Origin of the sequence: Kosakonia sp. 1610 (genome assembly GCF_050435845.1) — a bacterium.
GTDB lineage: Bacteria > Pseudomonadota > Gammaproteobacteria > Enterobacterales > Enterobacteriaceae > Kosakonia > Kosakonia cowanii.
This window is the reverse complement of the sequence record NZ_JBNDKZ010000005.1, coordinates 12,214-23,227: the sequence shown is the minus strand read 5'-3', so window position 1 is coordinate 23,227 and position 11,014 is coordinate 12,214. Positions and strand designations below refer to the sequence as shown.

The following is an 11,014-nucleotide window of genomic DNA, read 5'->3' as shown; positions in this document are numbered from 1 at the left end:
AGAAGAATTTGCGGTTTGCCGGACAGTACCATGATGAAGAGATGGGGTTGCACTATAATACGTTCAGATATCATGATCCGGAAAGTGTGTAGTTTACGCAGCCGGATCCGATAGGGCTGAATGCAGGTACCAACCTCTATAGCTACGGTTCGAACCCATTAAGTTGGATCGATCCGTTAGGTCTTAAATGTGGTTTAGCCAAAAAAGGCGAAGATTTATATGTTGGTACATATTGTCGGGTACGAGTAGGTAATCTTAGATCTGGTCTTAATTCAACACATAATCCTCATCATGCAATTCAAACTGTTGCTGTGTCCTACAACACATAGTAGAGGCATTACTATTAACTTACGGCAAAATCTTTATTAGTTAACAAGTCGGGGTTACAAGGCCATTACCATATTTTACCCGAGGAAGTGAAGATGCCTGATGGATTGGGTATTAGACATGATGGAAGGGACATGCTTGGGAGCTATATGTCACCGGGACATAGCACGATATATCCTACTAAGGATATGACTGTAGAACAATTTGACGATTTGTTTAACTCATTGCCATGGGGATATGGAGGTAAAATATGAACAATTTTATTGTTGATTTCTTCGGGATTGAGAATGAATTAAATGAAAAAAATAGGTTTCTTATCGCTAAATCACATTAAAATGGCCTGGTATGGCCAATCTATGAAAAACATGAAAAAGATTTGAATAACTATTTCTACCGAGTGAAAAAATTAATTTCTAGCTAGAATTTTGATTTCTACACATTGCTGAGATCAAAGGACGCTGAGGTTAGGATGGTTGCTCTTAAATTAATTAAAGATGGTTTGTTAGATGTTTCATCTTCTGTAATGAAAGAGTTGTTCATGATTTCTATAGCAGGAAATGATGAAGGGAAGCTATTGGCTTTCAGTTTGATTTCATTACGAAACTGGCTGGAGGATTATGTGGAAATCATTCAAGAAGTATGAGTGAGTTATATAATGAGCCTTTGGATTATTACTTGTTTGAATCGATTGCTAATTTTTTGTTTTCTTTAAAAGATAAAGAAATGTTCATTAAACATGTGCGGATGGGTCTGGAAAATAAAGATAAGGATATCCTTGAGTTAGCAAATGAGTATATGGGAAAGCTTTAGTTTTTGTGCTTTTTGATTAGTCATTATTATTTATACCTAAGCGGGAATCGTTACATTACTAATTATGTGTTTTCATAACGTTTGCAATCGGATGAACAATAGCGTTTCTCGTATAACGCCGCAGATAAACTCACCATGCCAGACCTTCAGCCGGTATGGAACAACCTGCTGAAACGCCTGGGCAGCGTGAGCCGGGAGTACGACGCCATGCCCGCAAACCGGCACGCACGCAGTACGCCTGGTCCGGCCTGCAGATTGTGGGCGAAACCAGCGACAGTCACCCGGACGCGGCGGTGCAGTATATCCACACCGAAAACAGCTATGAGCCGCTGGCGCGCGTCGACAGCCACGGTGAGCACGCGGACATCTTCTGGTACCACACGGAACTGAACGGCCTGCCGGACAGCGTGACCGACAGCAACGGCGACACCGTCTGGCGTGGGGCTTCCACCGCCTGGGGCCGCAGCCTGCGTGAAAGCACACCGGTAACCTGGGACACCCCGCAGAACCTGCGCTTCCAGGGCCAGTACCTGGACCGCGAAACGGGCCTGCACTATAACACCTTCCGCTACTACGACCCGGCGGGCGGGTGTTACACCCAGATGGACCCGATTGGTCTGGCGGGCGGGCTGAATACCTATACCTATGTGGTTGATCCGCTGGGGTGGGTGGATCCGTTGGGGTTAAGAAAATCATGCTCTGGTTTTTCAAGCGCAGATGCTGCGGCCAAAGCAGCACTAAATAAATATAACCCAATGTCTATATTTAAAAACAGAGAGTACGGCGGAATTATATATAGAACCAAAGAAGGTTATTATGGGTATACGCGAGCTCGCTTAGGCAAAGGTAGAACAGCGCCTTCTATGAAAGCATCTTTAAATAGAATGCCTAAAGATTCGACTGTTGTTGGTCAATATCATACCCATGGTGATTATTCAGATGTTAATTTTAACCGTACTACTCAAGCATATGATCATTGGGATAGTGATTCTTTTTCGTTGCAAGATATTAATATCCATACAGGATTAGGAAGGCAGCATCCAACGTATGATAGTAGTTATCTTGGTACACCGAGCGGCACATATAAAGTTATGGGAAATAAATCCATATCAGTAAGTGAGTTACCTTAATAATTTAACAAGGGGGACATATGCGTATTCAGATTGAAAAAGTCGATTGCCTATGTGAATTAGAGGCACCTGTTTTTGAATATCTTCTAATTGCTGTTGATGAAGCAAGAGCCAAGGGCTTTAACATAGCTGACTGTAATGTTTCTATATTCATGAAAGAACATTTAAAGACAGATAAAAAAGAATACATGATTCATTTTTCTCCGATAAGAGTCACCCCAGAAAATGCAACTGAATATGAGTTGGTTCAGGATGATTTTGGTGTATACATTGATGTTATTACAAAAAAAGTAATTCGTTCGTGTTCAAGTATATAAAGTATAGCCTCCCGTATACTTTCTTTTCGCATGCCGCAAGATGGGCGCGCTGGAGCTGGAGACGCACTACGACATGGCCGGGCGCATCACGCACCGGCGCTGCACCGACAACCTGCGCGACCGTCTGGTCCCGGAGTGCCGCTACCAGTGGGACCGCGCGGACCAGATAATCCGCCGCATGTACACCGACGGCGCACCGCCCACCCCGGCGGAGAACCGGAAGGCGAGGAGCGTTTCTGGTATGACGCCGCGGATAACCGCACCACGCCAGAGCTGCAGTCGGCGTGGAAAGCTCGCCGATTTCATGAGACACCCTACAGAAACTGCGTTTCCAGGGCCAGTACAAAGCCACTACTTGTTATACGTCAGTGACGTTCCCGGGCATCCTGTAGTTTTTAAAGTCTTTCTTACGTACCTGGACCATCAGCAACTCATTGAAAAATTAGTGAAATTTCATGTTCCTAATATCCATACTAATGTGAAAGTAGACTTTGAAATGCTTCATGTTTTAGCTGAAGGCTATAAGATAGTGGGATGAATATTTTAGGAACAGTAAAATTTGTGCAGGATATAATAGGAAAACAGGCAAGATATATAGTGTTTTTGGAACCGCAGAATAAATATGAAAAAAATCAACAATAGCTATATCTCGATGCTTTGGCAGGCACTTTCTGAAGATCCAAATATGGATGCTTCCCTTGTTGGTTTAAACTTATCCAATGAAAAAAGCTTATCATTAGCCTTCCGGGAGTTAATAAAGCCGTCTTATGATAATTTCCCTTATTTTATAAAAGACAGATGCAAAAATAGTCTTGCATATGCGATTGATTTCTATGATGAAAAACTACTTTCGCGTCTTTATGAGTCTGCCATTCCGCTTTTTGAACCACCTAAGAATATGAGTATGAAACAGTTTTATGTAACCGTTTGGGAATGTCTCTTTCCGGGGGAGAGTTGTTTGATAAATAATCCAGAGGAATACGTAGAAATTCCCTTTAATGAGTTATACAAAAAATAGCATAATTTAGGTGTGGTTTAAATATAGCTCTGTCTTTCTCATCTCCCCAGTTATGCCCTAAAATCATCAGAGTATTTCTCTTAATGTTTAGTTTACCCTGAATTTATCAATAACATCCAGGAGGAAGAAAATTGAAACTGTTAAAAGAAAATGAAGAGGTCTCTTTGTCAGGAGATGAGGCCATTAAAATATTAACAGATGTTGAATATATTCTTATTTCATTGCGAGATATTGCCAGACATTATTACGATAACGTCGACGGTGAGATTACATCTGAGAATAGATCTGCATATTGTGAAGAAACCACAAGATTTATAGATGAAAATAAGATTACTAAAAAATTAGCAAATATAAGAAGAGTGATTAGCGAGAAATTTAACCTTGAGCCAGGTGATGATGAGATGGATGATATTGAAAGAGAATTAGAAAATATTCGTTATTGGAGGCCACGTTCGGAGTAGGGTACTGATAAATCAGAATTTTTGGAGTTGTTTATCGGTGCTGCTTTTTTATGAATAGTAATACTATATTGGATTTTTATCGTGGTCATTAAAAATAGCACTCTTAAAGATGGTTTGGTTTTTATAAATGACGATAACCCAGGTGAGTGCGTTATAGTTAATTTTTATACTTTTGTTAGCCTTGTCAAAGGCATAATGATCGCTTATGGTAAGAAATCTGAAGGCGAGGCTGAGTCTATAATTAATAACTCACCTATGCTAACCGCGCCACCCCAAAATTATCTGGAAGCTTGCTTGCTGGGGCACGAGGAAGAATATCATTGGGCTATGGTTATTTCGCATAGTGATCGATATTTTGAAAAGGGATTTAGTTATGCTGCACCCGATAACTACGATGAGTGGGAGAGCAAATATATAAAAGATAACAATCTCAAAACAAATACTTTGATATATAAAGATGGGGAGTGATGGAATTGCTGGCAAATAAAAAAGATCTGATTCTAAAGCTAATGATGAAGCAAATTAATCTCTCTGAGTTTCTATGCCAGTTTGGTGATGGTTCCGGAGAGTTAGATCTCTGTAAAGAGTTAACCATTGCTCGGGAAGCCAAAGACGCTGAGCTTGTTGACCTTCTTCTTTATCTCAGTGCGGTAGTAAAATTTGATTACTACGATGTCGACATATTAAACCAGCTTGTGACAGATACCTGGCATCAGAAACATGAAGAGATCGTAAGATTGTTAGATCATTATCGGCAGCCTTCCAGCGTGACTCCTCTTTATGAAGCCGCGCTGCTCAATCTTGATTACAGGGATTAAGATGAGGATTTCATACTGGCAAATAAATGCATACGGGTGCTGGAGAAAATACAGGACCAGAATGCTATTGAGAAAATGGAATTATTAGCCAGCGCTGATGATGAATTAATCCGTCAATATGCACAAAAACACTTAAACAGAGTCCGGCGCTAAAGCAGAGCAAGGTCATTGGATTAGCTCACCTTAAAGGCGTAAAGGCGCGCTCTCTGCAACAAGTCGCGCTTCTTAAGACCTTACTGAACGGCCTGCCGGACAGCGTGACCGACAGCAACGGCGACACCGTCTGGCGCGGGGCTTCAAGCGCCTGGGGCCGCAGCCTGCGGGAAAGCACACCGGTAAACTGGGACACCCCGCAGAACCTGCGCTTCCAGGGCCAGTACCTGGACCGTGAAACGGGCCTGCACTACAACACCTTCCGCTATTACGACCCGGCGGGCGGGTGTTACACCCAGATGGACCCGATTGGTCTGACGGGCGGGCATAAACTTATATCAGTATGCGCCGAATCCGTTAAGTTGGATCGACCCGTTAGGTTTAAGTGGAGAACCGATAGGCAGCGAAAACAATCCATTTGGTTCTTCTCGTGCTGCTCGTCGTGAAGCTATGAGGCAAGCAGGGATACCCACAAGACAGCAACCGATTAGTCAATCACAAAATAGCTCTGGTCGAGAATATTCTTATGAAACCCCAAAACGAGGTGGCGGTACTGGATTATCATCTGTACAAGAACAAACAATGGATATTAGCCATCCAGATAAACCACACCGGGAAGCAGGACAAGTTAAAACAGATGACTTTGGTAACCCTCGAATGAATAAATATGGGCGGCCTCAATTACGTAATGGTAAACGTAAAGCATATTATGCTAAAGGAGGATGCAAATGAGTGTATCTGAATACAAACGAACGTTGCTCTACAGAAAAGCTCAAGCCAATGTATGTAAGAGTGATTATTTCTATAAAATACAATCATTTACCGGCGGTGCTGTTGACGAGGAAAATTTTCTTAGTTTGGAAGAAACTGACGACGTAATATATGCTCTCAAGAATAAGGAAATACTTTCAAAAAATAAAATTGAAATTGACAGTTATCAACAACTTTTTGAATTTATCAAGGAGAAAGTTGCAGGGCTTCCTTCTTATTTATTGATTGATGAGGAGTGGGAGTTTTGCGGAATGTATAAGATAAATAATGAATTCTCTAGTGATTATGATTTCGATAAATTAAAATCGGATGAGATAAGAGTAATACCTTACGATCTTTCTTTTCAAATTCAAATCGACTATGACTACAATGAAATAGAATGCGAATATATTGTGTATAAATAAAAGCTAATTAAATAAAAATTCGGGAGATGAATTTTTCTCCCGAATTTTTATTATTTAACCCTCGTTCTGTTCACTAAATATTTCGTTCTTTATGACGCGCAACAGGCGCGGCGACCTGGTCCGCGAGGAGAACCATTCCGGCGTCTATCAGCATCAATACGATGCCTTAAGCAACCTCAGCGCCACCACCTTCCCGGACGGGAGGGAGCTGAAGTTCCTGCGCTACGGCACCGGGCACCTGCTGGAGATGCAGCTCTCCCTGAGCGGTAAAACGCTGCCGGTCACCGGCTACCAGCGTGACCGCCTGCACCGGGAGACGCACCGCACGATGGGCGCGCTGGAGCTGGAGACGCACTACGACATGGCCGGGCGCATCACGCACCGGCGCTGCACCGACAACCTGCGCGACCGTCTGGTCTCGGAGCGCCGCTACCAGTGGGACCGCGCGGACCAGATAATCCGCCGCATGTACACCGACGGCGCACCCTCCACCCCGGCGGAGAAGTACCGTCAGTCCCTGTGGGGCTACGACGCGGCCGGGCGCATGACGCAGAGCCTGCAGCCGGAAGGGGAAGAGCGTTTCTGGTATGACGCTGCAGATAACCGCACCACGCCGGAACTGCAGCCGGTGTGGAACAACCTGCTGAAACGCCTGGATGGCGTCAGCCGTGAGTACGACGGTTTCGGGCGCATGACCGTGCGCCACGACACGCAGCGCGGCGTGACGCAGCGCTTCAGCTACGACGACGAGCACCGCATCAGCCGGGTGGAAATCGACGGCGATGCGGAGTTCACAAAAGCAGAATACCGCTACGACGCGCTGGGCCGCCGCACGGAGAAACAGGTGTGGCGACGCCATGCCCGTAAACCGGAACGCACGCAGTACGCCTGGTCCGGCCTGCAGATGGTGGGCGAAACCAGCGACAGTCACCCGGACGCGGCGGTGCAGTATATCTACACCGAAAACAGCTATGAACCGCTGGCGCGCGTCGACAGCCACGGTGAACATGCGGACATCTTCTGGTACCACACGGAACTGAATGGCCTGCCGGACAGCGTGACCGACAGCAACGGCGACACCGTCTGGCGCGGAGCTTCCACGGCCTGGGGCCGCAGCCTGCGCGAGAGCACACCGGTAAACTGGGACACCCCGCAGAACCTGCGCTTCCAGGGCCAGTACCTGGACCGTGAAACGGGCCTGCACTACAACACCTTCCGCTACTACGACCCGGCGGCCGGGTGTTACACCCAGATGGATCCAATTGGTCTGCTGGGCGGGCTGAATACGTATACGTATGTGGTTGATCCGCTGGTGTGGGTGGATCCGTTGGGGTTATGTAAAGTAACTGGTGCGCGCCAAGTTTTAGATCCTGAGTCTATATCTGGTTGGGATAAAGCTGAATCAATGTATGAAAAGATTAGACTCGATTCAACCGATATCAACTTGATTGCCAAAAATACAGGCTGGAAAGAATCTGCAATAGCAAGGATTAAAGAACATGTGTTCTTCAAGGAGCATATGCTAGATAGGGGACTTTCTCGGTTTGATGCAGATCCTGGAATAGTAAATGCTTGGGATCGGTTGAAAAAAGGAGATTACTTACAAAAAGATATCGATCTTCTACGGCACGAACAATTTGAATCAAAATTTGAAGGCATATTCGGAACAAATTATAGAGTGGCACATGATGCTGCTATACGAAGCGGAAGGGTGTGGGAATAATGGCGTATCATATTGAGATAATAAAATTTGAAGAAAATGACAGGGTTGTAAAATATAAATTCGGCCCAACATCCTCTAATTATTGTTCATGCGATCATGGACTGTTTGAGATAAATAAGAAAACAGGGGAGATGACTTTGTTAAAAGGTGTTGCTGGCGATACGAAAAATAATTATTACATGAGAGCTAGCTTCAAAATTTTAACTTGCTGGCGGAAAGGGATTTTACCAGAAAAGGAAGAGTGGGCATCATGATTTTTCTGTTTGCGAAAGATGTTATTATTAATAATATGGATGTAGTATGAGAGGTATTTAAGCCCATAATATTTGTGGGTTTAAGTTTAATTCCTTGAAAATAAAAATTTAATTTTTCATATGATGGTTTTCTATAAATCTAATGCTAATGCCGGGACACTTATTTATTAGTGCTCATACTTGCTAATAATGCATGTAACACTGTCTGCTGCGTTTAGGTTATTTTTTAAAAATACATCGGTGTGATAATAACAGCAAGTCTGTGCGCTAACAGGAATGGACGGTCAATGTTTTCTTGGTAGAATGTTTGAATATTTGAATATTTGAATATTTGAATATTTTTATATGCGACAACAATATCTTCTGTGAAATGTAAATAAATCGTAGAGCTTTCAACTTATTTATTTAGGGCTAAATGTTAGTACTTTATAATATTATTTTTTTCTGAGCTGCAAGCAGCAAATAAATGGTTGGGTAAAGTCTTATTTTTTGTGATTTTAGAAGGGCAAATGCTTAAATATCTCCTTTTTGATACGATTTATAATTTCCCTCTAAAGGTCTTGATTTTTATTCGTTAAGTATAATATCGCATTAGCCTTGGCTGCATTTATGTTGATTAAAACAGGCCACGTACTTGCATCGGCAGTGATGAAGGTGTGGTTAGTTAACCCGCGAGCATCACAGAGGTTTACCTCATCATTTATATCAGCATAAATGGCTGAAGGCGGTAGCGTAGCCGGATGGTTAAACGCGAGCTCTTTTTCTCAGGCAGACAGAGTATCACTACAACGCCGCGCAGCAGGTGGCTTCTCTGGTACGTCACCCGGAACGCACGCAGTACGCCTGGTCCGGCCTGCAGATGGTGGGCGAAACCAGCGACAGTCACCCGGACGCGGCGGTGCAGTATATCTACACCGAAAACAGCTATGAACCGCTGGCGCGCGTCGACAGCCACGGTGAGCACGCGGACATCTTCTGGTACCACACGGAACTGAACGGCCTGCCGGACAGCGTGACCGACAGCAATGGCGAGACCGTCTGGCGTGGGGCTTCCACGGCCTGGGGCCGCAGCCTGCGCGAGAGCACACCGGTAAACTGGGACACCCCGCAGAACCTGCGCTTCCAGGGCCAGTACCTGGACCGTGAAACGGGCCTGCACTACAACACCTTCCGCTACTACGACCCCGCGGGCGGGTGTTACACGCAGATGGACCCGATTGGTCTGGCGGGCGGGCTGAACACCTATACCTATGTGGTTGACCCACTGGGGTGGGTGGATCCGCTGGGGTTAACAAGGATGTGTTCTTTCAAAAAACCTCCTAAAAAACCTCTTTCCAAAAGAGAGATCGATGCCATGAATAAGGCAGTGAATGATATTCTGGACGGAAAAGGTATAATTCGTGATGATGGACGTGGAGGACAAAAGATATTTCAAGGAAGAGGTAAAAATGCTGGCTGGAAAGGAGCTAAAGAATGGGAGGTTGTTAGAAGGAATAATGATATGAGGATATTAACAATTGATTTAGAAAATGGTAAAACAAAAGTAGGATTTAGTCCTGATCATTATGAACGTATTTTTGATATAATTGTCGAAGATATTTGATGTTTTTTTCTTGGTAAGGAGGGAAGATGAGCTACCCGTATAGTATTTATAATGAGTCAGGAACTCTATTGTTTAATTGCAAAGAACTGTTGGAATGCCAGGATGTTACAAGGTCCGGAAATTCATATCTGTTTGCTATGGTAGGCTTGTCCGATGAAAATATAGATTTATCACCAAGCGTTGAGGAGTACTCATTAAAGTTCTCAGGGTTTGATAGTCGGCTCGATTTTGACTTTACTATAAATAAAGTCATAAAAGGAGATGGTGTAATCTATTTAGATTTGGTTGTAATGAACAGCATGTATGAGTTCGGTGCGCTCTCTTTATTGAAAATAATTAATAAAGACGACAAACGCATCTGGTTAGATATGGTAAGGAACTCTAAAAGAATATATATATCTGCATGTTATATTGCTAGTGGGATAAGTAACAAAATTGAAAAAAATTGCATAATAATAGAGGGTAAATATATTCATGATTATTACTCATTTTATTGTGAATTCGGTTATTCTTTTTTTAATACCCTTGGCTATATGGGTAGCAACCTCGATGCGTTCGAAGACTGCCTTGTTGGAATAAAAAAACACACTGATAATTTGAAAGTGATCTGGAAGGATAGTTCAATTTCTTTTAAGGCTATAGATAATACTATTCCTAATGAAATATATAAATTATCTTCAGGTGATATTATTGAAATTCTTAGAGAGCACTGCGATTTAACACTTCAGTAAAATTTAATGCCTATTTCAATTATTGTTTTTTATTATTGTCTAGAAGATGTTCTATATGCAGATTAAAGTGATTATGATTCTAAAATTTTGCATATATATTTCGTTTGTGTGATAAATTCAGTAATGGGAAGTATTATCGATGTTGATATTGTGTATTATAAACATATGAAGAAAGAATATATAATTTATTGTTAATCACCTAAAGCCACTGTATAGGAAATTTGAGAGAATCAGAAGGAACAGCGTTTTCAGGACGGGACAGGGCCCTGTGATACAAGCCATTCAGCAGATACAACTGAGCTGGAGAGATTATTCGCAAATGATTCTATAGTGCTAGTGAATGGGCCAAACGCTCATCTATGTAGTGGATACAACTTAATGAGATATTCAGGCTCTGATACATCAATATTTTGATATTGAATGTTAGACGAGACTTTTTTGGAATATGTTGAAGAACATTTACCGGCAAGATTATTAGAAGATAAATAATTCCA

At 43.0% G+C, this 11,014-nt stretch carries 12 protein-coding genes and 5 pseudogenes; all 17 read left to right on the top strand.

The window, feature by feature from the left end; translation table 11 throughout:
- Window positions 1-2: 2 nt before the first annotated feature.
- Window positions 3-185 (top strand): annotated as a pseudogene (locus tag ABIC80_RS14960) (RHS repeat-associated core domain-containing protein); the annotation flags it as partial.
- Between the two features lie 611 nt (window positions 186-796).
- Window positions 797-970, top strand: coding sequence for a hypothetical protein (locus ABIC80_RS14955; RefSeq protein WP_429177682.1), 174 nt, complete (start codon window positions 797-799; stop codon window positions 968-970).
- Entirely contained in the window at window positions 967-1,137 is a 171-nt protein-coding gene (locus ABIC80_RS14950; protein WP_429177680.1) for a hypothetical protein, read from the top strand. Before ABIC80_RS14955 ends, ABIC80_RS14950 begins: the two co-directional genes overlap by 4 nt.
- A 102-nt stretch (window positions 1,138-1,239) precedes the next feature.
- Window positions 1,240-2,267: pseudogene (locus tag ABIC80_RS14945) on the top strand (RHS repeat-associated core domain-containing protein); the annotation flags it as partial.
- 20 nt (window positions 2,268-2,287) lie between these two features.
- A complete protein-coding gene (locus ABIC80_RS14940) occupies window positions 2,288-2,584 on the top strand; it encodes a hypothetical protein (RefSeq protein ID WP_279794083.1) in 297 nt (98 codons plus the stop codon).
- A 40-nt stretch (window positions 2,585-2,624) separates the two neighbouring features.
- Window positions 2,625-3,122 (top strand): hypothetical protein, encoded by a 498-nt coding sequence (locus ABIC80_RS14935; protein WP_429177678.1) that lies wholly within the window; start codon window positions 2,625-2,627, stop codon window positions 3,120-3,122.
- 84 nt (window positions 3,123-3,206) lie between these two features.
- Window positions 3,207-3,602 carry a hypothetical protein gene (locus ABIC80_RS14930; RefSeq protein WP_429177676.1) on the top strand — a complete coding sequence of 132 codons (396 nt, stop codon included), beginning with the start codon at window positions 3,207-3,209 and terminating at the stop codon, window positions 3,600-3,602.
- Window positions 3,603-3,733: 131 nt separating this feature from the next.
- The gene (locus ABIC80_RS14925; RefSeq protein WP_429177674.1) at window positions 3,734-4,063 is read left to right on the top strand and encodes a hypothetical protein; all 330 of its coding nucleotides are present in this window, start codon (window positions 3,734-3,736) and stop codon (window positions 4,061-4,063) included.
- A gap of 81 nt (window positions 4,064-4,144) precedes the next feature.
- On the top strand, window positions 4,145-4,531 hold the full coding sequence (locus tag ABIC80_RS14920; RefSeq protein ID WP_279794087.1) for a hypothetical protein: 387 nt from the start codon (window positions 4,145-4,147) through the stop codon (window positions 4,529-4,531).
- A complete protein-coding gene (locus ABIC80_RS14915) occupies window positions 4,528-4,881 on the top strand; it encodes a hypothetical protein (protein WP_429177672.1) in 354 nt (117 codons plus the stop codon). The genes ABIC80_RS14920 and ABIC80_RS14915 overlap by 4 nt, the downstream gene beginning before the upstream one ends.
- Window positions 4,882-5,111: 230 nt before the next feature.
- Window positions 5,112-5,430 (top strand): annotated as a pseudogene (locus ABIC80_RS14910) (RHS repeat-associated core domain-containing protein); the annotation flags it as partial.
- Between the two features lie 186 nt (window positions 5,431-5,616).
- Window positions 5,617-5,766 carry a hypothetical protein gene (locus ABIC80_RS14905; RefSeq protein ID WP_429177831.1) on the top strand — a complete coding sequence of 50 codons (150 nt, stop codon included), beginning with the start codon at window positions 5,617-5,619 and terminating at the stop codon, window positions 5,764-5,766.
- Window positions 5,763-6,209: a hypothetical protein gene (locus ABIC80_RS14900; RefSeq protein ID WP_429177670.1), complete on the top strand. Its 447-nt coding sequence runs from the start codon at window positions 5,763-5,765 to the stop codon at window positions 6,207-6,209. Before ABIC80_RS14905 ends, ABIC80_RS14900 begins: the two co-directional genes overlap by 4 nt.
- 97 nt (window positions 6,210-6,306) lie before the next feature.
- Window positions 6,307-7,545, top strand: a pseudogene (locus ABIC80_RS14895) (RHS repeat-associated core domain-containing protein); the annotation flags it as partial.
- A 386-nt stretch (window positions 7,546-7,931) separates the two neighbouring features.
- A complete protein-coding gene (locus ABIC80_RS14890; protein WP_319551186.1) occupies window positions 7,932-8,186 on the top strand; it encodes a hypothetical protein in 255 nt (84 codons plus the stop codon).
- Window positions 8,187-8,955: 769 nt separating this feature from the next.
- A pseudogene (locus ABIC80_RS14885) lies at window positions 8,956-9,477 on the top strand (RHS repeat-associated core domain-containing protein); the annotation flags it as partial.
- 338 nt (window positions 9,478-9,815) lie between these two features.
- Entirely contained in the window at window positions 9,816-10,520 is a 705-nt protein-coding gene (locus ABIC80_RS14880; protein ID WP_429177669.1) for a barstar family protein, read from the top strand.
- Window positions 10,521-11,014: the final 494 nt, after the last annotated feature.

Excerpts from the sequence above, each read along its gene's own strand:
- ABIC80_RS14955 (WP_429177682.1), top strand. The coding sequence starts at position 797 with ATGGTTGCTCTTAAATTAATTAAAGATGGTTTGTTAGATGTTTCATCT.
- ABIC80_RS14950 (WP_429177680.1), top strand. The coding sequence starts at position 967 with ATGAGTGAGTTATATAATGAGCCTTTGGATTATTACTTGTTTGAATCG.
- ABIC80_RS14940 (WP_279794083.1), top strand. The coding sequence starts at position 2,288 with ATGCGTATTCAGATTGAAAAAGTCGATTGCCTATGTGAATTAGAGGCA.
- ABIC80_RS14935 (WP_429177678.1), top strand. The coding sequence starts at position 2,625 with ATGGGCGCGCTGGAGCTGGAGACGCACTACGACATGGCCGGGCGCATC.
- ABIC80_RS14930 (WP_429177676.1), top strand. The coding sequence starts at position 3,207 with ATGAAAAAAATCAACAATAGCTATATCTCGATGCTTTGGCAGGCACTT.
- ABIC80_RS14905 (WP_429177831.1), top strand. The coding sequence starts at position 5,617 with ATGGATATTAGCCATCCAGATAAACCACACCGGGAAGCAGGACAAGTT.
- ABIC80_RS14900 (WP_429177670.1), top strand. The coding sequence starts at position 5,763 with ATGAGTGTATCTGAATACAAACGAACGTTGCTCTACAGAAAAGCTCAA.
- ABIC80_RS14890 (WP_319551186.1), top strand. The coding sequence starts at position 7,932 with ATGGCGTATCATATTGAGATAATAAAATTTGAAGAAAATGACAGGGTT.
- ABIC80_RS14880 (WP_429177669.1), top strand. The coding sequence starts at position 9,816 with ATGAGCTACCCGTATAGTATTTATAATGAGTCAGGAACTCTATTGTTT.